This is a genomic window from Campylobacter hyointestinalis subsp. lawsonii, assembly GCF_013372165.1.
Lineage (GTDB): Bacteria > Campylobacterota > Campylobacteria > Campylobacterales > Campylobacteraceae > Campylobacter > Campylobacter lawsonii.
On the sequence record NZ_CP053828.1, the window covers coordinates 1,116,012 to 1,141,515 of the forward strand.

A 25,504-nucleotide genomic window follows, 5' to 3' on the forward strand; every position below is an offset into this window, starting at 1 on the left:
ATCGATATATCTTACTTATTAAATATATACTGCTTATGCTTGACATATTCAGTCGTTTTGGATATGATTACGAAAAAATTTAAAGGATAGTTATGAAAAAGATATTAGGTTTGATATTTGCACTTTTTATCTTTGCAGGATGCCAAAGCGCAGATACAAAAGATAACAACAAAACAGTTTTAAGAATAGGAACCGAAGGCACATACGCTCCATTTACATACCACGATACAACTGGAAAGCTAGTAGGCTATGACGTAGATGTCATCACTGAAGCTGCGATAAGGGCTGGTTTTAAACCTGAGTTTTTCGAAACAAACTGGGATGCTATATTTTCTGGGCTAAATAGTGGTCGCTTTGATATGATAGCAAATCAGATCAGCGATAACAATCCAAAAAGAGCTGAACTTTATACGCTTAGCATACCTTATATAGTTACTAGTGCGGCTGTGGCTATCAGAAGTGATAATGAAAACATCAAAGAGCTAAAAGATATAAATGGCACTAAAATAGCTCAAGCCATAGGAAGTGCATATTACGATACTGCAGTCGCAAATGGCGCACAAATCGTTTTGGTAGATAACCTAGCTCCGGCGTTAAAAGCAGTAAGTCAAGGAAGAGCAGATGGAACCATGAACGACAAACTTGCTATTTTAAACTACTTAAAAACTACAAATGATAAAAACGTTAAGATTGCTTTTACAATAGGAGATGGAACTAGAAGCGTGTTTTTATTTAAAAAAGAGCTAACAGATGCTAGAGATAAGATAAACTTAGCTCTTGAAAGTATGAAAAAAGATGGCACACTTAAAAAGATCTCCGAGCGATATTTTGGGGTTGATGTAAGTGAATAACCTTTTAGAGACATTTATTCCTATGCTTAAAGGGGCTATTTTTTATACGATCCCTTTGAGTATTATCTCATTTTTTGTCGGTATATCTATCGCAGTAATTGTAGCTATAATCCGTATAAATACCACAAAAAACTTCATTATCCAAATATCACAGATAGTATGTAGATTTTACATATCTATCATTAGGGGCACTCCTCTTTTAGTTCAGCTATTTATCATATTTTATGGTCTTCCAAACATCGGTGTCACGCTAAATCCTTTTATAAGCTCCATTATCGCCTTTAGTTTAAATATCGGAGCTTATGCAAGCGAGACGATCAGAGCTAGTATTTTAGCTGTACCTAAAAGCCAATGGGAAGCTGGCTGGAGCATAGGAATGACTCATTTAAATACATTTATAAGAATCATCTCTCCTCAAGCGTTTAAAATCGCACTTCCAACACTATCAAATACATTTATCGCTCTTGTAAAAGATAGCTCATTAGCCTCAGTCGTACTAGTAACTGAGCTATTTAGAGAGGCTCAAACCATAGCTAGTCAAAATTACAAATTTTTGCTAACATACTCAGAGGCTGCACTTATATACTGGGTAATATGTATATTTTTAAGCTATTTACAAACAAGGCTTGAGATCAAATTCAGCAAACATTTATAGGTGAAATATGCTAAATATAACAAATTTAAACAAATCAATAAAAGAAAACCAAATTTTAAAAAATATAAATTTTCATGTGGATAAAGGAGACGTCCTAGCCATAATAGGTCCAAGCGGAAGTGGCAAAACTACGCTACTGAGATGTTTAAATTTACTAGAAAATCCAGATAGCGGTATTATCAGCTTTTGCGATAAGTCTTTAGAGCTCGATTTTAGCAAGCATATAAGCAGATCAGATACGCTAAAACTACGCAGAAAAATGGGTATGGTATTTCAATCTTTTAATCTTTTTCCGCATAAAACAGCTCTTGAAAATGTAACCGAAGGTCTTATTCAAGTTCAAAAAATGAATAAATTTGAAGCTACAAATTTAGCTTTAGAACTTCTTAAAAAAGTAGGATTAGAAGATAAGACAAACTTATATCCGAGTTCTTTGAGCGGTGGACAGCAGCAGCGAGTAGCCATCATAAGGGCAGTCGCTTTAAAACCAGATATTTTACTACTTGATGAGCCAACTAGCGCACTAGATAAAGAGCTTGTAGGAGAGGTCTTAAATACACTAAAGCTCCTTGCTAAAGAAAAACAAACTATGATATTAGTAACTCACGAGCTTAGTTTTGCAAAAAATGTCGCTAGTAAAATTATGTTTTTAGAAAGTGGAGAGATACTCGCTATAGAAAACCCAGATGATTTTTTCTCAAATCAAAAAAACAGAAGAATTCTCAAATTTATAGGCAATATAGCAAATCAAGATGGATAAAAACGCAAACCGGACTAATATCTACATTTCATTATTATTTGCATTTTACAGATGCTATTTTTAAGTGGTATAGTGAGTATATTTAGTGCATCAACAAAATATTTAAAGCTACCTGTTTTTACAATATATCAGCACTACTTTAAGCCTTTTGATTGCTGTTTTTTTATATAATGAAACGCTTGAAATTACAAGCTAGTAAGTTTTATACTTATTTGGATCAGTTTGGCATTAGCCGGCTTAAATGAAATATGGAGAAAAAGATGAATCAAAGCGACATCATACTTATGCTTATAGCAGCTCTTATCGTAGGAGCAGTTATAAAACAACAACTAGGAAAAGTGACGCAAAAAATAGACAATGAGGAACTAAATCCTGATTTTTCTTATTACGCTGACTTTTGTAATGCTATAGACCAAAAACTATCGTGGCTTAAAGAATTAGTTCAAAATGGCGAAATAAATGATATTTCAGATAAAGACAAGTTACTAGAAAATATCGCAAATTTTAGTAAAGAACTAGTATTTATACAGACTATGAACACAAATAGAAATAAGCAAATTTGGGAAGAAAAACTATTTGGCTTTTTAAGCAAAGTAGATGACTTTGTAAATTTAAATTTAAAAGATGGAAAAACTATAAGCCAAAAGATAAAAGAAGATCTAAAAGCTGAGTTTGACAAGCTAAACTCATAAGCCTTTTTTTGATCTAAGTATCCTTGTATAAGCATCTTTTATACGCTCTTTGCTTATCTTTCCTTTATTTACCGCATTTAGCAAGGCGTCATTTACTATCTTTATAGAATTTGAATTATTTAAAAAATATTCACTAACCAAGACAATATCTACTCCGGCATTTATCGCTTTTATTACTTTTTGTTCTATACTAAGTTCGCCAAGACCTTTCATAAGAAGATCATCGCTTATAACCGCACCTTTAAATTTAAAACGATCTTTTAAGATATCGCTTACTATATGTTTTGACAAAACCGCTGGATTTTTATCATCTAGCTTTGGCACATATACGTGAGCTACCATCACAAAGTCAGCCTCATCTCGCTTTATCAGTTCAAAATACGGTTTTAATTCCTCGACATCATAGTTATCTACGATGGTTTTTTCTTTATGAGTGTCTTTTATAGCATTTCCGTGACCTGGAAAATGCTTTAATACGGTTTTTACGTTTGCCTTATCAAAAGCTTTTATAAACTCACTACTGTATGCTATAACTTCATCTGGATTTTTACTAAACGCTCTATCTTTTTGCCCTATTATAGATGAGTTTGGATTATAGACATCAACTACTGGGGCGAAGTTCATATTTATACCAAGACTTTTTAGCTGATCTGCCATATCCTTATATATAGCGTTTGCTTCTTTTAAATTCATCTTGCTACCGACTTCATAAGCTGATGGGAAATGTTTAAAACCATCTTTATTTATAAATCTACTAATTTCCCCACCCTCTTCATCGATCGCTATAAGAAGCTTGTGCTTTGCTTTTGACGAAGATAGTTTTTTTGTAAGTTTGATAAGTTCGTTTTTGGTGCTGATATTTCTAGAAAGAAGCATAACCCCGCCTATGCGACCAAGACTTGCGTCAAGTACTAGCTGATCAGTCCAGCTATCATTTGCACTTGAGTGGCTAAATCCCACCATAACCATTTGACCGATCATTTTTTTTAGCTCAGCTTCATCTTTTGAAGCACCAAATAATAAGCAAATACTAGCAAATAATAGTATAATTTTCTTCATTTTTTTCTCAACAAATCACGCAACGACTCTTTTACATTTTTACCCTCAAGCATAGCACAAACCTCATTTGCTATCGGGGTATAGATAGAGTTTTGCTTAGAAATTTTAGTTATAGCCATAGCTGTAGGCACACCCTCTGCGACCTCTCCAAGCTCTTTTAGAATTTCATCAAGAGAAACTCCTTTTGCAAGCCCAAGCCCTACTCTGTAGTTTCTTGAAAGTGCGCTTGAAGCAGTCAAAAACAGATCCCCTGCTCCACTAAGCCCTAAAAACGTCTCATTTTTAGCACCAAAATACGAACCAAATCTAGTTATCTCTACAAGCCCACGTGAGATCAAACTCGCTCTTGCATTATTTCCTAGGCTCAAGCCATCGCAGATCCCGCTCGCGATCGCGATAACATTTTTGTACGCTCCACAAATTTCACTACCTATGACATCGCCACTTATATATGTTTTGATAAAATTTGGAAACACACCCGCCCAAGTTTTTGCCAAATTTTCATTATGACTACTGATCACCAAAGCACACGGCAACTTCTGTTTTACCTCACTAGCAAAACTCGGACCGCTCAAAAACGCTAAATTCAAAGGCGATGCAAATTCGCCAAATATCTCATCTATAAATTTACCACTACTAGTTTCTATCCCTTTTGAAGCGATGAGAAACTTCTGATCTCTATTTTTAAAATGTAAGCTTAAAAACTCTCTAATCTTTTGAGTAGCTAACGCAAATACGATATATTCATACTCAAAAGCATCTTCTATGCTAACAAAATTTGAAATATTCCGCTTAGTTCTTGAGCTTATGACACACTCATTGTTCTCATTTAGAGCGTTAAATAGAGCTTCGCCCCATTTTCCAGCTCCTATTATTGCTATTTTCATATTACAACTTTGATTTTAGCAGATCATTTACCTTGCTCGGGTTAAATGCGCCTTTTCCTTCTTTCATAACTTGACCCACAAAAAATCCAAAAAGCTTATCTTTTCCGCTTTTAAACTCAACAACTTTATCGCTATTTGCAGCTAAAACGCTATCAATGATAGCTAAGATCGCTGAGTCATCGCTAACTTGCTTAAGACCAAGTTTTTCTATGACACTACTAATATCTTCATCGTGTTCCATAACATAATCAAGCACGTCTTTTGCAGCCTTTTGACTGATAGTTCCATCTTCTATAAGACTTATTAAATTTGAAAGTTTTTTGCTATTAACAGGGCTTGTTTCTATAGTAACTCCGTTTTTAAGACGTCCTAAAAGCTCCACGCAAAGCCAAGTAACGGCAAGTTTTGGTGAGTTTTTTGCCTCTATGAGATCTTCAAAATATCTAGCCATTTCATAGCTACTTATGATTACTTCAGCATCGCTCTCTTTTATGCCAAGCTCACGGACATATCTGGCTTTTTTCTCATCAGGAAGTTCAGGAAGCACACTAGCTTCTTCCATCATCTCATCAGGTATTATAACAGGAAGTAAGTCAGGATCTGGGAAATAACGATACTCTGCACTATCTTCTTTACTTCTCATTGACTTTGTAACAAGCTTATTTGTATCAAAAAGCCTTGTTTCTTGATAAACTTCTTCGTCGTATTTGCCATCTTCCCAAGCCTCTATTTGACGCTCTACTTCGTATTCTATAGCCTTTTGAATAAATTTAAATGAATTTAGGTTTTTTATCTCTACTCTTGTATAAAGCTTTTCATCGCCTTTTGGGCGTATGCTGACATTTACATCGCAGCGGAATGAGCCCTCTTGCATATTTGCGTCGCTGATATTTAAAAACCTAAGTATGCTATGAAGTTTTTTAAGATACGCCACTGCTTCATCACTACTTCTAAGATCTGGCTCACTTACTATCTCAAGAAGAGGAGTTCCTGCGCGGTTTAGATCTACTAGGCTTTTATTTGCTTCGTGGTTATTTTTACCTGCGTCTTCTTCAAGGTGTGCTCTTGTTACGCCTATTCTTTTTGTTTCGCCACCTACTTTTATGAAAAGTTCGCCTTTTTCAACGATAGGAATGGTAAATTGTGAAATTTGATATGCCTTTGGAAGATCTGGATAAAAATAGTTTTTTCTATCAAATACGCTTTTTTTATTTACAGTCGCATTTATGGCTTTACCAAAGCTAATAGCTTTTTTTACAGCCTCTTTATTAAGCACTGGAAGTGCTCCAGGAAGTGCTAGACAAGTCGGACATACGTGAGTGTTTGCCTCATCGCCAAAGCTAGTGCTACAACCGCAAAATATCTTTGTTTTCGTGTTTAGTTGGCAATGCACCTCTAAACCTATAACAGTTTCGAACATAAAATTACCTTTTTTATTATCTATATTTGTGTGATTTTATCATAAATTTATTGAATTTTTAATTAGCAAAATATCTGATAGATGCAAATCCAGCAGCTTTTGCAAGCTCCACCATTTTTATATGCTCTTTAGTGACTATACCGCCAAGTCCAAATACTTTAATTGACGAATTTAAAACGATTTTTCTTAGAGTTTCTATACCGACTGGTTCGCCTTTGTTAGGAGTAGAAAATATAGGGCTAAAAGTTATAAAATCAGCGCCGAATTTTATAGCGTCTTCTATCTCTTTTTCATTGTGCGTACTGGCGAATTTAATTAAATTTTGTGGAACATTTTTTAAATTTACTATCAAATTTGAGCTAAAATGGATACCGTCGGCGTTTAAATTTAATGCTAGGTTTATATCATTATGTATTATAAATTTAGCTTTAAAATTTGGTTTTAAACTCATAAAAATTTCAGCTTTTTTCGAATAATCGTTACAAATTTTATCTCTAAAAAGTATAAAATCAGCTGTTTTAAGTCTTTTAAATTTAAAAAAACTATCTTTTAAATTTGGATATAGTTTAGGATCTGTTATTGCGTAACTTAACATTTAACTCAAAAATATAAAGAATGGTATAAAAAAGAAGAAGTAAAAAAAGCCCTATGGAAGCTCCGATCAAAAAAGTGATCCACGAAGCTACAAAATAAAACTTAAAACTCACAAAAACAGCACCAAGGACGGTGATCGCCCAAGATGCGCCTATCATAAAATGAAGCAGATATCTAATAAAAGATATCAAACTCTTAGTGTTCTTCACTGACTACAACAGCACCAGCAAGATAAACATAAGTAAGAATCATAAATATAAACGTTTGTAAAAGAGCCATAAATGTAAGCAAAGCAAATGCAGGAAGCGGAGCTACCCATGGAGCAAGGCTTAGAACAACCATCAAAAACAGATCATCACCCTTGATATTTCCAAAAAGACGAAATGACAATGAAACGATACGTGATAAATGAGAAACTATCTCTATAGGAAACATAAGTGGAGCTAGAATTTTATTTGGTCCCATAAAATGAGCGAAATATTTGATAACTCCTTGAGTTCTGATACCCTCAAAATTATAATATAAAAATACGCAGAGCGCCAAACAAAGAGTTAAATTTAGACTTGAGCTAGGTGCTTCAAATCCAGGAATGATACCTATAACATTACTTGTAAGAACGATAAGACCTATCGTAGCAACAAGTGGAAGATATTTTCTAGCAAGCTCATCATTACCCATAACATCACGTCCCATAGATACTATACCCTCAAGATAAGCTTCTAGTAAATTTTGAGTGCCTCTTGGAACTAGTTGCATAGATCTTGTAGCTAATTTTGCGACGATCAAAACAATGATAGCTACTAAAATAAGATGAAAAAGATATGTAAATGCGTGGCTATCTACAATCATATTTGAAAACAAAAAGAGTTCTTTCATTAAACAACCTTGTTTGAAATTTTCTTGCGATTATACTCTTAATTAGATTAAATCTAAGTAAAATTATCTACTTAAATAACAAATCATAAACAAGCTTTAAAATAGTACAAGCAACAACTATCAAAAATATAGTTTTTATAAATTTAACTTCTTTTTTAATAACCATTTTTGAACCAAAATACGCCCCCAAAATTTGCCCAAAACCCATAACTATACCTAGTATCCAAAGTATCTGTCCACCGGCTATAAAAACGCCTAGAGAAACAACATTTGATATAAAGTTTAAGGCCTTTGTATGAGCGACGGCTTTTTTCATATGTATTCCTAGCAAAGCAACCATAGCAAACATCCAAAAAGACCCAGTTCCTGGTCCAAAAAATCCATCGTAAAATCCAAGTATTAAGCCAAAAGCTATATAAAAGACCTTAGGGCTTAGTTTTACAGCTCTATCTTCTTCGCCGATCTTTGGACTCAAAATAGTATAAACAAAAATCAAAACTAAAAACACCGGTATAAGATAACTAAGTATTTTTGCGTCTATGACTAGCACAAAAGCAGTACCTAAAACAGCGCCTATAAAAGTAAAAATTATACCTGCAAAAAGCTCTTTATAATCTATCAACCCTTTTAAACTAAAATTTACAGTAGCAGTAAAACTTCCAAATGTGCTTTGTAGTTTATTTGTAGCAAGTGCAATATGCTCAGGCAGACCCACAGATAAAAGAGCTGGAACAGTGATAAGTCCGCCTCCTCCTGCGATAGCATCAACAAAACCGCTAAAAAATGCTACAAAAAATAGTAATCCATAATGCCAAAGCTCAAATTCCATAATCAGCCTTTTAAATTTAAATTGCCGATTTTACATCAGATAAACCGACATTATAATAAAAATCAAAATTCATAAACTTCTAGGGTTTTTTGATATTTTCGTTCATCTTCGCAAAGTATCAAAAGCAAGTCGTTTTCCATAAATTCAAACGAACCACTTACTTTTATGTATTCATCGTTTCTTTTAGATAAAAGTATCAAAAAATAATCAGGCAACTCAAGCTCACTCAAATTTTTACCGATAATCTTTGAATCTTGACCGATGCAAAACTGTCTTATACCACTATAACGTATAGGAACGCTTGTCATAGCACCTATAAACTTTTTCTTTTCGTCGATAACACCAAAATATTTCGCAACCTTATTTAAAGTAATACCTTGAACAAGAACAGATATGATAGCTATGAAAAATACTGTATTAAATATGATCTGAGCATTTTGAGCCCCGGCAGAGAGAGGATAAGTAGCAAGTATGATAGGAACTACACCACGAAGCCCAACCCAAGATATAAATAGCTTTTCTTTATTTGTATATTTTGAAAACATAGTAGATATAAATACGCTTATAGGTCTAGCAATAAACATTATAACAACAGCCATCATAAAGCTTAAAAACGCTACTTTTGGTAGTTCGCTTGGAAATACCAAAAGCCCTAAAGTAAGGAATATAAATATCTGCATCATCCAAGCAATACCTTCAAAAAATCCAACTAAATTTTTCTTATACAAAAACTCTCTTTTATTTGCAAATATTCCTGCTACATAAACGGCTATATAACCATTTCCGCCTATTTTTTCAGTTAAACCAAACAAAATTGCTACTATAGAAATCAGCAAAACCGGATACAATCCCCAGTATCCAAGCTTTATTTTATTCATCAAACTAGGAATCATAGAGCCAAAAGCATACCCCATAAGCCCTCCAAAGATAAACTCAAGACTAAAATCTTTTATAAGCGTAAATGTATCTGGAAGTGCGGTTGCAGTTACAAGTCCTAAAATAGTCACCGTCAAAAATATAGCCGCTGGATCATTGCTACCACTTTCAAATTCAAGCAAATATGATAGATTATTTTTTAATTTCGTAGTTTTCATTATAGCAAACACAGCAGCAGCGTCAGTAGAGCTAATAATAGCTCCAAAAAGCAAGGATTCTAATATACTAAAGTTCATAATATAATAAGCAAAAATACCAGTAACGACAGCCGAAATAACTACTCCTAAAGTAGAAAGAATGATGCCTGTTTTAAGTACTGGCTTAAGCTCTTTAAATCCGGTATTAAATCCACCCGCAAAGAGTATATAAACAAGAGCTATAGTTCCCACGTCTCCTGCTATTTTAGCATTATTAAACTCAAGTCCAAATATTCCATCGCTTCCAGCTAGCATTCCTATGGCTAGAAACATTAAAAGAACAGGGACGCCGTACTTATCTGAAATTTTACTAAATATAATGCTAAGTAAAAATAGTATTCCAAAAAGCATGAGCGTTTGATCCATAAAATATCCTTTTAAATTTAAATATTATCGTCGTTATTATCTAGTCTGCATTGAAGAGCTTCATGTATCAAGACTCTAGCTACTGCTCTTTCCTCTCTTATCAAGTGAAAATTCTGCCCGAAATTTGAATACAATTTTTTCTCTTCCACACCGGTAAATCTTATGACAGTATTTACATTATATCCTATATTTTTTATTGCATTTGCTATCATTTCTAGTTTTTGCTCATTGCTTACTGTTATGATGACAGCAGCGCAAGTTTGTATAAAGGCTTGTTCTAATGTAATTTTTTGAGTTGCATTTCCGTAAAAGACATTTTCATTGCGACTTCTACCTAACTGAACCAAACTAAGATCGCTTTCTAAAACAAGATACGGAAGACCTTGCTGTTTTAGCCTATTTACCACTTCTTGTCCAAGTCTTCCATAACCACAAACTATAAAATGCTCACTCAAAGGCTCTATTTTTATCTTCTGTGGCTCTGGAGTATCTTCTGTAGTTTCTAACTGATCGGCTATTTTTCCTATATTTTTTAATATAAACGGAGTAATTACCATAGATAAAACAACGACTGCTGTTAAGACCTGAGTTGTCTCTATGTCTAGCATATTGTTTGAATTTAAAAGAGCAAATACAGCTAAAGCAAACTCACCTATCTGACATACGCTAAGAGCAGTTTTTATGGCGACTCTTTTTTTAAATCGCAAAAGTAAAATACCATAAACAGCTATGATCTTTACTATCATCACGTTTAGTAGTAACATTACTACTACAAATAAATTTTTGAGAATTATCCCAAAGTCTATCTGCATTCCAACAGTAATAAAGAAAAATCCAAGAAGAAGATCTCTAAAAGGTATAAGATCGGCTTCTATTTGATGTTTATATTGTGTTTCTGCTATAAGCATACCGGCTATAAAGGCACCCAAAGAATAACTAAAACCAAAATAATGAGCTAAAAAACTAGCTCCGATAACTGTAAATAATATGGTAGTTATAAAGATCTCTTGTGAGTTTGTCTTTACGACAAAATATAAGACCATATTAAAAATATATTTTCCTATAAAATAAAGTAGCACAAGAAGGATTGCAGCACTAGTCAAAGTAGTGATGACAAGATCATCAACAGAGCTAACTTTTGAGCTAAATATATCTATCATAAGCAAAAGAGGAACAACTGCTATATCTTGAAAAAGAAGTATCCCAAGAGCTTTTCTGCCATAAATTTGAGTTATATCGCCATTGTCATTTAGCGTCTTTAAAACTATAGCTGTGGAGCTAAGAGACAACGCAAAACCTATGATTATGGCGGTCTTTTGTCCTATGTCAAACGTATATTGTAAAAATATAGAAAATATAGTTCCTGTGATAAAAACTTGAAGTAGTCCATTTAAAAAAACATCTCTTTTCATAGTCATAAGATGCTTAAAACTAAACTCAAGCCCTATAGTAAACATCAAAAATACTATACCAAACTCAGCAATATGCGTTATCTTAGTATCATATGTAAGTCCAAATATTTTTGCTATAAGAATTCCGGTGATAATATAGCCTATTATGGTAGGCATCTCATAGCGTTTAAATACGACATTTAAAACAACAGCACACGCCGTAGCTACTAAAAATAACTCTAAAAAACTATCCATATCAGCTACTTTTTGTCATTTAAAAATATCAAATCGTAGCTATTTTTTCTTTTCACTAGAGATCTTTTTGTGTCATTTTTACTCATTTGTTCCATACTTAGTTTTAGTTCGTCTATAGTGCTTTCATACTCTTCTATCTGCTCTTTTAGTCTAAGTATGACATCAACTCCAGCTAAATTTACTCCCAAATCCCTAGTAAGCCTAAGGATCATTTTTATCCTATCAAGATCTTTTTCACTATACAATCTCATTTTACCGCCGGTACGAGAAGGCTCTACAAGACCTTCTCTCTCGTACTGCCTTAATGTTTGAGGATGGATACTTAAAACTTTAGCAACAACACTTATCAAATAAACCGGCTCTTCATAACTTTTCATAATCTACCTTTTATAATCTATCTTGCATCATTTTAGCAAGATCTTTATCTAACATATCGACATTTGGAAGGATTACATTTACGCTTAGATACATATCTCCATAAATTCCACTTTTTCTATTTTGTACGCCATATCCTTTAAGTCTTATCTTTTGACCATTTTTTGTATTAGGGGATATTTTTATACTTACGTCTTTTTTAAAGGTAGAAACTTCTATTTTACCGCCAAAAAGCGCAGTTTTTAGAGGAACATCTATGGTTTTATACAAGTCGTCGCCATCTCTTTTATAAGTATCATCTTCGCTAACTTCTAAATTTAAAATAGCATCTCCCCTCTTGCCATTTAGGCTTTTTCCTTTTGAGCGAATTCTTAGCTTTTCACCACTATTTACTCCAGCAGGAATTTTGATCTTTACGCTTTCTCCTGATATATTTATAGTATATTCTCCGCCATTTACAGCAGCACTAAATGGTATAGTGATCTTTGTATTTATATCTAAATTTGGCTCAAATCCACCGCTAAATCCACCAAAACCGCGACTACTAAAACCACCGCTAAATCCACCAAAACTTCCGCCTCCACCAAAAATATTTCTTAAAATATCATTGATATCTGCTCCGCCTTGAGCATTTGCAAAATCATGGAAGCTTTGCCCACCAAACATATTATCGCCATATGTATCATACTGAGTGCGTTTCTCATCATCGCTTAGTATCTCATAAGCTGCGTTTATCTCTTTAAATTTATCTTCTGCACCCGGATCTTTATTGATATCTGGGTGATATTTTCTAGCTAATTTCCTATATGCTTTTTTTATTTCATCACTGCTTGCGTTTTTATCAACTCCGAGTGTTTCATATAAGCTATTACTCATAATATTACCTCACTTATATTTTTTTATACTGATTATAGCATAATACTTTAGTGTATGTCAATCAACTTTTAGCTATTTTGTTATTTACATTTTGAGAAAAAAATATTAAATTTGCATTTAGAGGCAAATATTATAATTGCAAAAAATTCAAATAAGGATATCTATGAAAAAATTAACCATTATTTCTATCATCGCAGCCTCAAGCCTTATGGCGGCAAATATCAGTTTTAACGATGCTAGCCAAAACTACACAAGGCTAAATCCAAGTAGCGATCAAAACAGCGTTTTATCTTATCATAGCTCCATAGTAAAAGCCAAAAAATCAGTAGTAAATATATCTACTTCAAAAACCATAAAAGTAAAGCATAATATAAATAGCTTGATGGACGACCCTTTTTTTCAAGAGTTTTTTGGATTTCGTTTTAACATACCAAAAGAAAAAAGTCAAAAAGCAAGCTCTTTAGGTTCTGGTGTTATCATATCAAGCGATGGATATATAGTTACAAATTATCACGTTGTAGAAGACGCCGATGAGATCATAGTCACGCTATTGGACAGCTCAAAAGAGTATAAGGCCAAGATCATCGGAGTAGATACAAAAACAGACCTTGCCATAATAAAAGTAGATGCAAAGAATTTCCAAGCTATCAGTTTTGCAGATAGCTCAAAACTTCTTGAAGGAGATCTTGTATTTGCTATAGGAAATCCGTTTGGAGTAGGAGGAAGTATAACAAGCGGTATTATTTCTGGACTAAATAAAGATAATATCGGATTAAACCAGTATGAAGACTTTATCCAAACTGATGCTAGTATAAATCCAGGTAATAGCGGAGGAGCTTTAGTAGATAGTAGAGGAGCACTTGTAGGCATAAACTCTGCCATTCTTAGTAGAAGCGGCGGAAACAACGGCATAGGCTTTGCGATCCCATCAAATATGGTAAAAACAATAGCACAAAAATTAATAACCGATGGAAAGATCACGCGTGGATATATAGGAGTTATGATCTCAAATTTAACAGATGATCAAAAAGAATTATATAAAAACAAAGAAGGTGCTCTTATAACAAATGTCGAAAAAGATAAACCAGCAGAATTAGCAGGACTAAAAAGGGGTGATTTAATCATAAAAGTAGATAATCAAGATATAAAAAATGCAAATGATCTTAAAAATCTAATAGGATCACTATCGCCAAATAAAACTATTTCGATAACTTACGAAAGAGCAAACCAAATCTCAACGATAAATTTAAAACTCATAAATATGGAATTAGGAGATATATCTAAAAAAGATACATACTTTGACAACGGCCTAAGCTTACAAAATATTACTGATGAGGTTAGATATAAAAACAAAATTCCAGGCGATATAAAAGGCGTACTTATAACAGATGTTAAAGAAGACTCAAGTGCTTTTGTCGCTGGTTTTGAGCCAGGAGATATCATCGTTCAGATAAATCAAAAGATCATAAATAGCATTGATGATTATATAAAAGAGATAAAATCAAGCAAAAATCAAAATAGTAAGCTTATGATTTGGATCAACAGAAAAGGTGTTTTGATGGGACTAGTATTGAAATAAAATTTTCGCAAAAGAACAAATAGCCTAAATGGCTATTTTTCAGCGAAAATTTGGAATATTAAACAAATTTAACGCAAAAGAACAAATAGCCTAAATGGCTATTTTTCAGCGAAAATTTGGAATATTAAACAAATTTAACGCAAAAGAACAAATAGCCTAAATGGCTATTTTAATAGTAAATTTAAAATACCGCCTGTTATTTTGAGCTATCCATATACTCTTTTTTGCTATAATCATAAAAAACAAAAAAAGGTTTCAAATGATAAATATCTTGATGATAGAAGATGATCTAGAACTAGCCGAGATACTAACAGAGTACTTAGAGCAATTTGATATAAAAATCACGACAAATGACGATCCTTATCTTGGACTTTCTACGTTAAATACAAATAAATTTGATCTTGTCATACTTGATCTTAGCTTACCTGGAATGGACGGACTAGAAGTATGCAAAGAGATAAGAAAAAAACACAATATCCCTATCATCATCTCAAGTGCAAGACACGATCTAAGCGATAAGGTAAATGCTTTTGAGCTAGGAGCAGACGATTATCTACCAAAGCCATATAATCCAGGTGAGTTATTAGCACGTATAAAAAGCCATCTAAGAAGACAAAATATAACGCAAACTGAGCAAAAATCACAAAAAAAAGATCTAGTCTGTGATGATTTTAAACATACTATAACGCTGAAAGATACCCCTTTAAATTTAACAGTCGCTGAGTACGACATACTAAGATACCTCATCAAAAAAGAAGGCGGAGCCATAAGCAGAGAAGAGCTCATCTACAACTGCAACTCTATAAACGAAGAAAGCACAAACAAAAGCATAGATGTCATCATAGGACGCATTAGGACAAAACTAGGAGAAAACCCCAAAGATCCAAAATACATACATGCTATACGCGGTGTCGGATATAAGCTAGTTCAATGAAATTTTCTTCCATATTTTATACGATAACTCTTATATTTATCATTGCAACTACAAGTATATTTTTAGCTTTTCTTTGGCTTATGGACTATGACAAACAAAACTACGCAAGAGAGCTAAACACAAAGTATTCTGTAGTAGCTAGAGCGACTCTTTTACATATGAATGATCTCATAAATAAAGAAGAATACCTACAGCAAACACAAAATTTAAATATGCCTCGCATAGAGGACAAAGACATAAAAGACGCTATCTTAAACGGTTCAACTACAATAGAGGAAATAACCGCAGATATAGGCTCCAGTGCTATTTTGCTATATCAAAAAAGGCATTATTTAAAGATAGTTCATAAAGGCACTACTTTGCTTTTAGAAGATAAAGATTATCAGCCTTATCGGTATGATATTATTAAATTTATATTTGGTTTGGTATTTTTTATACTTCTTATGACGTACGTATTTATCATACGCAAGATAAAACCACTTAGAAAACTAAAAAGACAGATAGATAAATTTGCAACAGGAAATTTAGATATCAAAAACGTTAGTACCGGAAATGATGAAATTTCAGAAGTAGCAGACGCATTTTACAACGCAGTTTGTCAGATAAAATCACTCAACCATTCACGTCAGCTATTTCTTAGAAACATAATGCACGAACTCAAAACTCCCATCACAAAAGGCAGAATCGCAGCCGAAATGATAGAAAAAAACAGAAATCAAGAAAGGCTGATAAACGTTTTTGAAAGATTAGAAAGTCTGATAAATGAATTTGCAGCAGTCGAAAGAGCGACTTCAAAACTAGAAGTAGAAAACGCAAAACCTTGCAAAGTCATAGATATAATTGACGAAGCCATAGATCTAGCGATGATAGAAAAAGAGCTTGTAACCATAAACGTGATCAATGATCTAAATATAAACGCAGACTTTAAGCTTATGAGTGTAGCTTTTAAAAATATGATAGATAATGGTATAAAATACTCAAACGACAAGCATATCATCATCACAATAAATGAAGACTCAGTCAAATTCATCACAAACGCAGACAAATTAGAGCAAAATCTTGAATACTATACAGAGCCATTTACACAAGGAAGCAATGCTAAAAAAAGCTTTGGATTAGGACTTTATATAGTAGATAACATACTAAAATCTCATGGATTTAAACTAGAATATGAGTATAAAAATAGTCTAAATATTTTTAAATTTACAAATTTCAAAAGCTAGCTAGCGTTAAAGGGATCATAAACAAAGCCATACCGACAAACGCTACTAGCAAAGCAAGTTTTTTAAATTTAATAGAAAAGAGCAAAGAGACGTTAAAACATATAAAAAGCCAAGTTGGCACCTCTATTTTAGTCTGTTCATAAGCTAAATTTAAAAAACTAAGCATATATTCATCTAGTAAGCCTCCATATCCAAAAATATGCAAAATTATACTCATAGGATAAAAAACAACAAAAATATATCCTAAAGGTATAACGCTAAGCTGATAAAAACTAGCAGAACTAAAAAAATAATAAACAGGAATATTCATAGCGCTAAATACAAATATCTCCAAATAAAGAGTGTGCAGAGCCATTTTTGTTTTACTTGTAAGATCTTTTTTATCGCCAAAATGATGAATATATAAAAATATAAAAAATACCCCTAAACAAGAAAAATAAAATCCAATAGAAAAAATCAAAGACGGATTAAAACTAAGAGCGATAACTATAGTAAGAAGTAAATTTGTAAAATTAAAAACTTTAAGTCCAAAGCTAAGTAAAATAAAGCAGATACAAGCCATAATAAGCGAACGTAAAAAACTAGGCGTAAAATCAAGCAACCAAAGATAGCCAAACATCAATACCAAAATAGCAAAAGTGATATCGAAATTTGCATTTCTATATGGAAAATGGTTGTTTTGAGCTATTTTATATATAGGTTTTAATATAAAAAACAAAAATCCAAAAAGCAGTCCTAAATGAAATCCGCTAATAGAGACGATATGAGCCACGCCCCAGTTGGTGATATTTCTCCTAAGCTCTTTACTTATAGCAGTTGCAAAAAATAGAGCAGAATAGAGCTCTTTTAGCTTTGGAATTTCGTGCTGATGCGCTATGAAATCTACTAATTTATCTTTTAAATTTGGCTCTTTATCTATAGGTATGATTTTAAAATTTGGAAGATAAAACGTATGCTTTATGTAATTTACAAAATCCAAATTCTTAGTTATAACGCCGATTTTTAGATACTTTTTATCTGCGATATCTATCTTACTACCTTTTAAAGTAGTATAAAAGCTAAACTCTCCAGCGTTTAATCTCAAAACATTATACGTCTTAGCATTTTTACCCTCTTTTGTATAGCTTTGCTCTACTTTAACATTTAAAAATTGATGTGATTTTTGCGTAAATTGCTTGAATTTAAAAAATTCATAGCCAACACTACATAAAAAAACAAAAACACAAAATATAACAAATACTAAAATCTCTGTTTTGCTTTCACTTATCACCACGCTATAGCTTTGTAGTAACCTATCTCGTCGTTTAATAATCTATATTTTTGATTTAGCAGTGAGTTTTGTGCGCTTATAAGTAAATTTTTAGCTTCTAAAAGATCTTTTAACTGAGCTTTTCCAAGTGCGTATTTTGTCTCATAGATACCCACTATCATCACTCTTTGTTCTACTATAGAAAGCAAATTTTCATAGCTTTGTTTGTCGATATCATAGTATAGTTTGTATTTTATGACTTCATTTGTCGCATTTGATAACGTTTTTTCATACGTCAAAACTCGCTTTTCAAACTCGGCTTCAGAGATTTTTACTTGCTTGCTAAGTCTAGCATAGTCTAAAAATGGTAGCTTTATACTTAAATTTCCGCCTATCATATTAAATCCAAAACTATCGCTAAGCTTAGTATCGCTATCGCTTAAACTAGCTCCTATATTTATGCTAGGATACAAATTTTTTTGAGCAACTTTGTATGAGTAAAAACCGGCGTTTAAAGACGATATAGCTTCATTTATATCCGGACGATTTTTCAAAGTGTCAAATTTAATATCAAGACTTATATCTCTTAACTCTACACCACTCAAACTAAGATCATCTAAGCTTATATCGCTTCTAGTTAAATTCTTTAGGACTTCATAGCTTGTTTGCAAATTTTTTTGCTGAGTTAGAAGGCTATTTTGTAGATCTAAAAGATTTTGTTTGCTCTGTCTAACGCTCAAAATTTCCTCTTTACCAAGTTCGTATTTCATGATGACAAGTCTATCTAGCTCATTTAAATTTACTAAATTTTGCTTAAGATTTCTTATAGCATCGTTTATGTAAAGTATATTAAAATACGTATCGGTGATAGAATTTATGATAGTCAGCTTTAAATTTGATAAATTTAGATTACTACTAGCCACATCCCAGCTTAAACTCTCAAAATTGTCAAAGATCTTGCCGTAGATATCTAGCTCATAACTAAGAGAAAAATCGCTCGAAAAACCATTTTTCCAGTCGTCATCTTTGCTTATATCTCTTGATGAGCTTGCTTTTGCATTTGCGCTAGGAGTTGGAAAAAAATCAGCTTTAGCAACACCTGCTTTTAGCATAGCTTGTCTTAAACTAAGAACTGCGATATTTATATCTTCATTATTTTTTAAAGCAGTATCTATCAGCCTATTTAGCACTGTTTGATTAAAATCCAAATACCAAGTTGGGGTATAAAAACTCACTTCTTTGACCTTATAATCTATGTTTTTTGAAGCACAACCGACAAACAAAAGTCCTATAAAAACGTATATTATATTTTTCAAATTTACTCCCTTGATAATGCATCTATTGGATTGAGTCTAGCTGCATTACGAGCTGGCATATAGCCAAATATTATGCCGATAAGGCTAGAAACCCCCAAAGCTATAAATATTGAAGTTGTGCTAAATATCATCTTGAAACTAGCACCAAACATATTAAAAATATATCCTATAAGATAGGCAAGTCCCACGCCTATAGCACCACCTATAGCACAAAGAAGTACCGCTTCTATAAGAAATTGTATCATTATATCTTTACTTTTTGCGCCTATAGCCATTCTGATGCCTATCTCTTTGGTTCTTTCAAAAACACTAACTAGCATGATATTCATAACACCTATTCCGCCGACCATAAGCGATATAAGAGCTATACCAGATATCAGCAAACTCATCGCATCTGTAGTGCTTTTTATGGTTTGCATTATCGTATCTGAATTTCTTGTGTGAAAATCGCTATCTCCACGTTTTACGCTCATCACTTCTTTTATGGTGCTCTCAGCAAGCTGGGCATTTACATTGCTTTTGAGTTTAACTGTTATGGATCTTAGGTTTCTATCGCCTGTTATTTTATTGACAGCCGTGCTATAAGGCATATAAACTGTCAAATTCTCACTACCAAAAGCCCCTTCATCTTTTTTTGCTACACCGATGATTTTAAAAGGTTTTTTATTAAAAAGTATAGTTTTTCCTATAGGATCATTTTGACCAAAAAACGAAGACTTTACATCGGTATCTATGATGATAACCGACTCTGAGTTTTTTATATCATCACTACTAAAATCTCTACCCAAAACGACCTTTACGCCGGTGATTTTTAGATAATTTTCACTTCCAGCTCTTAAATTTGCGTTTGCATTTTGATTTGAATACACAAGTAGGCCTGATTGCGACACAGTTGGCGTAGCGTAATCCACAAACTCAAGTTTGGAAAGTAACTCCGCATCATCAAGCGTAAATTTTTTTATCTTATTTTTATTTGGATCGCCTGGTGCTTTTCCAGGATTTAGCATAATAGTACTAGTGCCGACTTTATTTATCTCGTTTAGAATCTTTTCTTGAGATCCTTTTGCTAATGCAACCACGCAAACAACAGAAGCTATACCAATAATGATACCAAGCATAGTAAGAAAAGATCTAAGTTTATGTGCTTTTATAGCACCAACAGACATACTAAAACTCTCTAAAAACCTATCTAATGAAGCTTTAAACCCTTTTTTTATACCTTCTGAAGCTTTTTTAAATTCATATATATTGTTTTGTTTTTTGCTATCACTTAAAATATTGCCGTCTTTTATCTCTATGATCCTATCAGCCCAAGACGCTATATCTTTATCGTGAGTTACTACTATGATAGTATGTCCGCTCTTATGCAGATCCTTTAAGATCTCCATAACCATTACGCCACTTGCGCTATCAAGAGCTCCAGTTGGCTCATCACAAAGCAAGATATCTCCGCCATTCATAAGAGCTCTTGCTATACTGACTCTTTGTTGCTGTCCGCCACTTAGCTGATTTGGGTATGTATCAAATTTACTCTCTAAGCCAAGTTTTGAAAGAAGCTCTTTTGCAAAATTTAACCTATCTTTTTTACCCATACCAGCATAAACACCAGGAAGTGCGACATTGTTTTTTACATCGTTCGAGCTTAGAAGATTATAACGCTGAAATATAAAACCAAACGTCTTTAGCCTTAAATTTGATAGCGCGTCCCTATCAAATTTACTTATATCTTGACCCTCAAGCAGATATTTTCCGCTACTTGGAGTATCAAGGCACCCAAGTATATTCATAAGAGTGGATTTTCCGCTACCTGATTGACCTATGATAGCTACGAACTCACCCCTCTCAATAGACAAATTTATCCCTTTTAAAACTTCAGTTTCTACACCACCGGTAATAAATTTCTTTTTTATATTTTGGAGTTTTATCATATTCTCATTTTCTTTTTAGATGATTTTATACGTTTTTGTAGCTCGTCTTGACTTATTTGAGAAGTGATAACCTCATCGCCTTCATTCACACCGCTTAAAATTTGTATATCTATACTACTGCTTATACCAGTTTTAACTCTTGCTTTTCTGATATTTTCACCATCTTTTACTATAACATAGCTCCCTTCTTTATCGCTTTTTATAGCAAATGTAGGAAGCAAAAGCGTGTCTTTTATCTCTTTTACGATGATAGTGCTTTGCGTAGTCATTCCGATACGCAAGATCTCTTCTTTATTATCTACTTGAAGTTTAGCGTAATAATACACTGCTGAACTACTGCTAGTAGAGCTACTACTTGAACTAGTGGTATTGTATTTGCCATCACTTAGCGTAGTAAGTCCTGGATCTATAGAGCTTAAAATTCCATTATATTTCGTATTTATATCAGAAAGTATTGAGTACTCGACTCTATCTCCTACTTTTATTTTTGTTACGTCGCCTTCGCTGATCTGCATTTTAATCTCCATTTTAGATAGATCTGCGATATTTACGATAGTCGGCGTAGTTTGATTTACATTTATAGTTTGACCAACTTCTACTGGCACAGAAACTACGACGCCATCAAGAGGGGATCTAATGTCAGTATAATCTAAATTTGTCCTAGCGGTATCTATTTCTATCTGAGTCTGTTTTATCTGAGCTTCTAATTCTTTTAAATTTGCATTTTTTAGGCTTAAATCGCTTCTAGAGTTTTCCAAACTCTCACTAGAAGTCGCATTTGCTTCAAAAAGCTTTAACTCTCTGTTGTATTGGACTTTGGCTATGTCTGAAGAAATTTTGGCTGAGTTTAGTTTTGCTTTTAGTATCTCAAGGGCGGCTAACTGCTGGTCTAAACTATTTTTTTGGCGAATAGAGTCGATTTGAGCGATCCTATCGCCTACTTTTACCCTATCGCCTACTTTTACATACAATTGCTTGATCTGACCACCAACTTGAGCACCAACATCAACTAAATTTGAAGCAAATACTTCTCCAACAGCCTCTATACTTTGAACCAAATCGCCTTTTCTAACTTGAGTAGTTAGGTATTCATCTTGTGGTTTATTAGAGTTATTATAATAAAATATTGCTCCTACGACCACTAAAACAACTACCAAAATTGTCAATTTTTTCATTGAAACTCTCTTAAATTTATTGTATTTTATGTCGCGATTTTACAAATTTTTTGTGAATATAATGTTAAATAAACCATACATAGACGTTAGAATTATAAATTTAACATAAAACATACAAATTTAATTAATAATTTTGCTAAAAAATATTTGAATTTATATTAAAAAATGGTAAAATACATAAAATTTAAATCAAATAAGGAGTATGTTATGAAATTTACAATCAAAAGTCCGATACTTGGATTTGAGAATATAAAGAGCGTGGAGATAACTCAGATAGATGATTTTTTCGTTAAAATGCAAAGCCTAGATAGCGACATTTCATTTACGATGATAAACCCTTACGCATTAATAGAGTATGAATTCGAAATCCCGACATACTACCAAGAATTAATGCAAATAAACGATAAAAGCGAACTTAAAGTTTATAATATACTAGTCATAAGCAGTCCTATAGAAGAATCTAGCGTAAATTTTATAGCACCTATAGTTTGTAATATGACAAATATGACTCTTTCTCAAGTCATTTTAGACCCTGTTAATTATCCAAAATACAGTCAAGCTGAGAAAATAAGCAACTTTATCAAAAAAGGTAAATAGTGGTGTTTTGCCACTTTTTATTATGAAAAAAGCATTTTCAATATTAGAACTTATACTCGCGATAGTCATCATAGCTATCGCGGTTTCTGTCGTGCCCTCCATCATTTTATCAACATCTCAAAGCAACTCTCAAGCGCTTTTACAAGAAGCTGTTTTGGCGACAAAAACCATTTTAACAAATGAAATGTCAAAAGAATTTCAAACCGATACAGAACAGATAACTAGAAACGGCTTAGATAAAATAGAGGATAAACGAAAAATTTATAAAGCAAAATCTAACAAAGAGACATTAAGTGGTAAAATAAAAATAGAAAATGATGCTTCTACAGATAAAAATATACTAAATTTAAATTACGAAATAACAACAAAAAATGTAAAAGATCCAAACTTTGATGACAAAAATACTATAAGCACTACTTTTACGGACGCCGAAGATACATCAAGCGATACAAAAATGATTAAAGTAGAAACGACTTATAAAGATATAAAAGGCGAAGATCAAAAAATAGTTTTAACTGGCTACAGTTTTAATATAGGCGACCAAAAAGCCGGACAAATAATAATCGAGTAATCCATGAAAAAAGCATTTACGTTAATAGAACTAGTCATAGCCATAACTATCACAGCCATACTTGCTTCTATAGGTACTGAAATAATCAGCACCGTATATCAAAACTATATACAAACTAGGAGCATAACAAAACTAGAAGCCCAAACCGAACTAGCCATAACCCAAATTTCAAAAAGACTACAATACCGCATAAAGCAGACTTTAGTCGGCTATGAAAATGGCGAATATAAAGATATGATTGAGTGCGGAGCCGATTGTGGTATAGCGTGGTATATGCAAAGCTACGAATCTAGACGCCTTGGCGAAGCAAATAAAACCGGCTGGAGTGGCGTAATAAACAGAGCAACGATAGCAGGAGATAAAATAAATTTAAGCCTAGGATATAATGATGACAAGGTACAAAATTTAGAAAAAGTAAAAGAAATCATAAAAAGTATAACATCATCAAAAGAAGAAGTATCAAAAGAAAACCCTATAGCACTGATATTTAAACAAAGCGAAGATAAAGCAAAAGAAAATTACTACAAGGGTAATACAAATAAAGTATATAAAGCTTATTTTAGTGGCAATGATATAATAATAGATAAAAAAAATAAAAATAAAGATGATAAGTTAGAAGATCTATACTATCTCTCACACACGATAAATAGAATTTATATTGATAAAAAATATGATCTTATATTAGAAACAAATTTTCTTCCGTGGGACGACAAAAACAAAATATCAAGTACCATAGCAAAAAACGTCACTACGCTAAGATTTACGAATTTTGCCAGCGAAAATGACATTGCAAACAGCAATGGACTTATACTTAAAATTTGCATAAAAGATCCAAATTTAAAAGTCGGCAAAAAAGACAACGACCCGCATCTTGAAGTATGCAAAGTAAAGGCTATAATATGAAACGTGGCTTTAGTCTTATAATGGCTATAGTTTTTATAGTAGTCATCATAACTATAGGTATGCTATCTTTTACACTTTCAAACACAAGCGTAAAACAGACAACAGAGCAGTATCTAAGCGAACAAGCAGAAGCTTTAGCTATGAGCGCTTCTGAGTATGCTATTTACGCTATTCAAAAACATGATTTTTCTCAAAATTATTTAGACAAAATAAATATTAATAGTAAAAATGGAGTTCTCAAAGCAGAAGTATTTATAAAATACATAAATACAAAAAGCAAACCAGAAAACTCTAAGACAGATTTTACAGACAAAGACAATAAAATCAGAGCCGTAATCTTAACAACCGTAGTAAAAAGCGATCCAAATATTATAAAAGATCAAAATATCAGATACGTTCGTATAACCACGCAAAAACCTTGATTTTGTGATATAATTGCCATACAATAATGCAAAGGAGCATACGATGAATACAAGTATTGTAGGAAAACAATTTGAACTTACAGATGCTATCAAAAACTACGTTGATGCAGCATTTGAAACACTTGCAAAATATAATCTAGACATTATTTCTAGCAGAGTTATAATCTCAGCCGATGAAAGACAAGGCAGAAAAGGCTTTGATGTTGATTTCGCTATAAATTTAGCACACAAAGATACGATTGTCATAAGACAAAAAGATAAAGACTTATACGCAGCAGTAGATCTAGCAGTGGATCGTGCTAGTAAGGTACTTCGTCGTCACCACGACAAACTTACGACTCATAAAAACAAAGATGACGAAAAAGCAAATTTAGCAAATTTAAAAGATGATATAGTAGATGGCGTAGATGAGATAGTAAGAACCGAGCTTGAGCTTTACAAGCCTATGGAGATAGAAGAAGCTATAGAAAAACTAAAAAACTCAGATATGCAGTTTTATGTATTTAACGATATAGATGCAAAAATGAGAGTTTTATATAAAAGAAGTGACGGCAAATTTGGCTTGTATTGATACACAAATCCGGGATT

At 32.9% G+C, this 25,504-nt stretch carries 26 protein-coding genes; 12 read left to right on the plus strand and 14 right to left on the minus strand.

Annotated elements, in window-relative coordinates; all coding sequences use genetic code 11:
* Nucleotides 1-92: 92 nt before the first annotated feature.
* From CHLWT_RS05655 to CHLWT_RS05670, 4 genes are all read left to right on the plus strand, one after another.
* The gene (locus CHLWT_RS05655) at nt 93-851 is read left to right on the plus strand and encodes a transporter substrate-binding domain-containing protein (RefSeq protein WP_112000288.1); all 759 of its coding nucleotides are present in this window, start codon (nt 93-95) and stop codon (nt 849-851) included.
* The gene (locus tag CHLWT_RS05660) at nt 844-1,506 is read left to right on the plus strand and encodes an amino acid ABC transporter permease (RefSeq protein ID WP_280525904.1); all 663 of its coding nucleotides are present in this window, start codon (nt 844-846) and stop codon (nt 1,504-1,506) included. The genes CHLWT_RS05655 and CHLWT_RS05660 overlap by 8 nt, the downstream gene beginning before the upstream one ends.
* 7 nt (nt 1,507-1,513) lie before the next feature.
* Nucleotides 1,514-2,266, plus strand: a complete 753-nt coding sequence (locus CHLWT_RS05665) for an amino acid ABC transporter ATP-binding protein (RefSeq protein ID WP_063998020.1) — start codon at nt 1,514-1,516, stop codon at nt 2,264-2,266.
* Between the two features lie 260 nt (nt 2,267-2,526).
* Nucleotides 2,527-2,958 (plus strand): hypothetical protein, encoded by a 432-nt coding sequence (locus CHLWT_RS05670; protein WP_063998019.1) that lies wholly within the window; start codon nt 2,527-2,529, stop codon nt 2,956-2,958.
* On the opposite strand, the gene CHLWT_RS05675 is transcribed toward CHLWT_RS05670, so the two are convergent.
* From CHLWT_RS05675 to CHLWT_RS05720, 10 genes are all read right to left on the minus strand, one after another.
* Nucleotides 2,953-4,017, minus strand: coding sequence for a glycoside hydrolase family 3 N-terminal domain-containing protein (locus CHLWT_RS05675; protein WP_112000289.1), 1,065 nt, complete (start codon nt 4,015-4,017; stop codon nt 2,953-2,955). The two genes, CHLWT_RS05670 and CHLWT_RS05675, sit on opposite strands and share 6 nt — an antisense overlap.
* Nucleotides 4,014-4,904 (minus strand): NAD(P)H-dependent glycerol-3-phosphate dehydrogenase, encoded by an 891-nt coding sequence (locus CHLWT_RS05680; protein ID WP_111975292.1) that lies wholly within the window; start codon nt 4,902-4,904, stop codon nt 4,014-4,016. Before CHLWT_RS05680 ends, CHLWT_RS05675 begins: the two co-directional genes overlap by 4 nt.
* 1 nt (nt 4,905) lies before the next feature.
* Nucleotides 4,906-6,348 (minus strand): Asp-tRNA(Asn)/Glu-tRNA(Gln) amidotransferase subunit GatB, encoded by a 1,443-nt coding sequence (gene gatB, locus CHLWT_RS05685; RefSeq protein ID WP_373924811.1) that lies wholly within the window; start codon nt 6,346-6,348, stop codon nt 4,906-4,908.
* Nucleotides 6,349-6,382: 34 nt separating this feature from the next.
* Nucleotides 6,383-6,919, minus strand: a complete 537-nt coding sequence (locus CHLWT_RS05690) for a thiamine phosphate synthase (RefSeq protein ID WP_112000291.1) — start codon at nt 6,917-6,919, stop codon at nt 6,383-6,385.
* 194 nt (nt 6,920-7,113) lie between these two features.
* On the minus strand, nt 7,114-7,794 hold the full coding sequence (locus tag CHLWT_RS05695) for a F0F1 ATP synthase subunit A (protein WP_059429102.1): 681 nt from the start codon (nt 7,792-7,794) through the stop codon (nt 7,114-7,116).
* 67 nt (nt 7,795-7,861) lie between these two features.
* Entirely contained in the window at nt 7,862-8,623 is a 762-nt protein-coding gene (locus CHLWT_RS05700; protein WP_111970917.1) for a TSUP family transporter, read from the minus strand.
* A 62-nt stretch (nt 8,624-8,685) separates the two neighbouring features.
* Complete coding sequence (locus CHLWT_RS05705) at nt 8,686-10,122, minus strand: potassium/proton antiporter (protein ID WP_111969104.1); 1,437 nt, start codon at nt 10,120-10,122, stop codon at nt 8,686-8,688.
* A gap of 17 nt (nt 10,123-10,139) precedes the next feature.
* Nucleotides 10,140-11,768: a cation:proton antiporter gene (locus CHLWT_RS05710; RefSeq protein WP_112000292.1), complete on the minus strand. Its 1,629-nt coding sequence runs from the start codon at nt 11,766-11,768 to the stop codon at nt 10,140-10,142.
* Between the two features lie 5 nt (nt 11,769-11,773).
* A complete protein-coding gene (locus CHLWT_RS05715) occupies nt 11,774-12,145 on the minus strand; it encodes a heat shock protein transcriptional repressor HspR (RefSeq protein WP_034962753.1) in 372 nt (123 codons plus the stop codon).
* Between the two features lie 10 nt (nt 12,146-12,155).
* Nucleotides 12,156-13,019: a DnaJ C-terminal domain-containing protein gene (locus CHLWT_RS05720; RefSeq protein ID WP_112000293.1), complete on the minus strand. Its 864-nt coding sequence runs from the start codon at nt 13,017-13,019 to the stop codon at nt 12,156-12,158.
* 163 nt (nt 13,020-13,182) lie between these two features.
* Between CHLWT_RS05720 and CHLWT_RS05725 the strand changes: the two genes are divergently transcribed.
* The 3 genes from CHLWT_RS05725 to CHLWT_RS05735 all read left to right on the plus strand — a co-directional run bounded on the left by CHLWT_RS05725 (nt 13,183) and on the right by CHLWT_RS05735 (nt 16,755).
* Complete coding sequence (locus CHLWT_RS05725; RefSeq protein ID WP_112000294.1) at nt 13,183-14,598, plus strand: Do family serine endopeptidase; 1,416 nt, start codon at nt 13,183-13,185, stop codon at nt 14,596-14,598.
* A 259-nt stretch (nt 14,599-14,857) separates the two neighbouring features.
* Nucleotides 14,858-15,532, plus strand: a complete 675-nt coding sequence (locus tag CHLWT_RS05730) for a response regulator transcription factor (RefSeq protein ID WP_059434976.1) — start codon at nt 14,858-14,860, stop codon at nt 15,530-15,532.
* A complete protein-coding gene (locus tag CHLWT_RS05735) occupies nt 15,529-16,755 on the plus strand; it encodes an ArsS family sensor histidine kinase (RefSeq protein WP_111969052.1) in 1,227 nt (408 codons plus the stop codon). The genes CHLWT_RS05730 and CHLWT_RS05735 overlap by 4 nt, the downstream gene beginning before the upstream one ends.
* On the opposite strand, the gene CHLWT_RS05740 is transcribed toward CHLWT_RS05735, so the two are convergent.
* From CHLWT_RS05740 to CHLWT_RS05755, 4 genes are read right to left on the minus strand one after another with little or no spacing between them, the layout of a single operon-like run.
* Nucleotides 16,745-18,028 carry a ComEC/Rec2 family competence protein gene (locus CHLWT_RS05740; RefSeq protein ID WP_112000295.1) on the minus strand — a complete coding sequence of 428 codons (1,284 nt, stop codon included), beginning with the start codon at nt 18,026-18,028 and terminating at the stop codon, nt 16,745-16,747. The two genes, CHLWT_RS05735 and CHLWT_RS05740, sit on opposite strands and share 11 nt — an antisense overlap.
* Nucleotides 18,022-19,320, minus strand: coding sequence for a TolC family protein (locus tag CHLWT_RS05745; protein WP_112000296.1), 1,299 nt, complete (start codon nt 19,318-19,320; stop codon nt 18,022-18,024). The genes CHLWT_RS05740 and CHLWT_RS05745 overlap by 7 nt, the downstream gene beginning before the upstream one ends.
* A 2-nt stretch (nt 19,321-19,322) precedes the next feature.
* On the minus strand, nt 19,323-21,248 hold the full coding sequence (locus tag CHLWT_RS05750) for a MacB family efflux pump subunit (RefSeq protein WP_112000297.1): 1,926 nt from the start codon (nt 21,246-21,248) through the stop codon (nt 19,323-19,325).
* Nucleotides 21,245-22,423, minus strand: coding sequence for an efflux RND transporter periplasmic adaptor subunit (locus tag CHLWT_RS05755; RefSeq protein ID WP_112000298.1), 1,179 nt, complete (start codon nt 22,421-22,423; stop codon nt 21,245-21,247). The genes CHLWT_RS05750 and CHLWT_RS05755 overlap by 4 nt, the downstream gene beginning before the upstream one ends.
* 207 nt (nt 22,424-22,630) lie before the next feature.
* Between CHLWT_RS05755 and fliW the strand changes: the two genes are divergently transcribed.
* The 5 genes from fliW to hpf are packed head-to-tail and all read left to right on the plus strand — an operon-like array spanning nt 22,631 to nt 25,487.
* On the plus strand, nt 22,631-23,020 hold the full coding sequence (gene fliW / locus CHLWT_RS05760) for a flagellar assembly protein FliW (protein ID WP_063998004.1): 390 nt from the start codon (nt 22,631-22,633) through the stop codon (nt 23,018-23,020).
* 7 nt (nt 23,021-23,027) lie between these two features.
* Nucleotides 23,028-23,591, plus strand: a complete 564-nt coding sequence (locus CHLWT_RS05765) for a prepilin-type N-terminal cleavage/methylation domain-containing protein (protein ID WP_143211750.1) — start codon at nt 23,028-23,030, stop codon at nt 23,589-23,591.
* A gap of 3 nt (nt 23,592-23,594) precedes the next feature.
* Entirely contained in the window at nt 23,595-24,494 is a 900-nt protein-coding gene (locus tag CHLWT_RS05770) for a PulJ/GspJ family protein (protein WP_112000300.1), read from the plus strand.
* Nucleotides 24,491-24,916, plus strand: coding sequence for a type II secretion system protein (locus CHLWT_RS05775; protein WP_112000301.1), 426 nt, complete (start codon nt 24,491-24,493; stop codon nt 24,914-24,916). Before CHLWT_RS05770 ends, CHLWT_RS05775 begins: the two co-directional genes overlap by 4 nt.
* Before the next feature lie 43 nt (nt 24,917-24,959).
* A complete protein-coding gene (gene hpf, locus CHLWT_RS05780) occupies nt 24,960-25,487 on the plus strand; it encodes a ribosome hibernation-promoting factor, HPF/YfiA family (protein WP_063998000.1) in 528 nt (175 codons plus the stop codon).
* Nucleotides 25,488-25,504 lie beyond the last annotated feature (17 nt).

Bases quoted from the DNA above. Each gene is read 5' to 3' on its own strand.
- CHLWT_RS05735 (WP_111969052.1), top strand. From the start codon at position 15,529: ATGAAATTTTCTTCCATATTTTATACGATAACTCTTATATTTATCATT.
- CHLWT_RS05695 (WP_059429102.1), bottom strand. From the start codon at position 7,794: ATGAAAGAACTCTTTTTGTTTTCAAATATGATTGTAGATAGCCACGCA.
- CHLWT_RS05720 (WP_112000293.1), bottom strand. From the start codon at position 13,019: ATGAGTAATAGCTTATATGAAACACTCGGAGTTGATAAAAACGCAAGC.
- CHLWT_RS05770 (WP_112000300.1), top strand. From the start codon at position 23,595: ATGAAAAAAGCATTTACGTTAATAGAACTAGTCATAGCCATAACTATC.
- CHLWT_RS05705 (WP_111969104.1), bottom strand. From the start codon at position 10,122: ATGGATCAAACGCTCATGCTTTTTGGAATACTATTTTTACTTAGCATT.
- CHLWT_RS05700 (WP_111970917.1), bottom strand. From the start codon at position 8,623: ATGGAATTTGAGCTTTGGCATTATGGATTACTATTTTTTGTAGCATTT.
- CHLWT_RS05665 (WP_063998020.1), top strand. From the start codon at position 1,514: ATGCTAAATATAACAAATTTAAACAAATCAATAAAAGAAAACCAAATT.
- CHLWT_RS05710 (WP_112000292.1), bottom strand. From the start codon at position 11,768: ATGGATAGTTTTTTAGAGTTATTTTTAGTAGCTACGGCGTGTGCTGTT.
- hpf (WP_063998000.1), top strand. From the start codon at position 24,960: ATGAATACAAGTATTGTAGGAAAACAATTTGAACTTACAGATGCTATC.
- CHLWT_RS05725 (WP_112000294.1), top strand. From the start codon at position 13,183: ATGAAAAAATTAACCATTATTTCTATCATCGCAGCCTCAAGCCTTATG.
- CHLWT_RS05750 (WP_112000297.1), bottom strand. From the start codon at position 21,248: ATGATAAAACTCCAAAATATAAAAAAGAAATTTATTACCGGTGGTGTA.
- CHLWT_RS05755 (WP_112000298.1), bottom strand. From the start codon at position 22,423: ATGAAAAAATTGACAATTTTGGTAGTTGTTTTAGTGGTCGTAGGAGCA.
- CHLWT_RS05730 (WP_059434976.1), top strand. From the start codon at position 14,858: ATGATAAATATCTTGATGATAGAAGATGATCTAGAACTAGCCGAGATA.
- CHLWT_RS05715 (WP_034962753.1), bottom strand. From the start codon at position 12,145: ATGAAAAGTTATGAAGAGCCGGTTTATTTGATAAGTGTTGTTGCTAAA.
- CHLWT_RS05670 (WP_063998019.1), top strand. From the start codon at position 2,527: ATGAATCAAAGCGACATCATACTTATGCTTATAGCAGCTCTTATCGTA.
- CHLWT_RS05655 (WP_112000288.1), top strand. From the start codon at position 93: ATGAAAAAGATATTAGGTTTGATATTTGCACTTTTTATCTTTGCAGGA.
- CHLWT_RS05680 (WP_111975292.1), bottom strand. From the start codon at position 4,904: ATGAAAATAGCAATAATAGGAGCTGGAAAATGGGGCGAAGCTCTATTT.
- CHLWT_RS05775 (WP_112000301.1), top strand. From the start codon at position 24,491: ATGAAACGTGGCTTTAGTCTTATAATGGCTATAGTTTTTATAGTAGTC.
- fliW (WP_063998004.1), top strand. From the start codon at position 22,631: ATGAAATTTACAATCAAAAGTCCGATACTTGGATTTGAGAATATAAAG.
- CHLWT_RS05690 (WP_112000291.1), bottom strand. From the start codon at position 6,919: ATGTTAAGTTACGCAATAACAGATCCTAAACTATATCCAAATTTAAAA.
- CHLWT_RS05675 (WP_112000289.1), bottom strand. From the start codon at position 4,017: ATGAAGAAAATTATACTATTATTTGCTAGTATTTGCTTATTATTTGGT.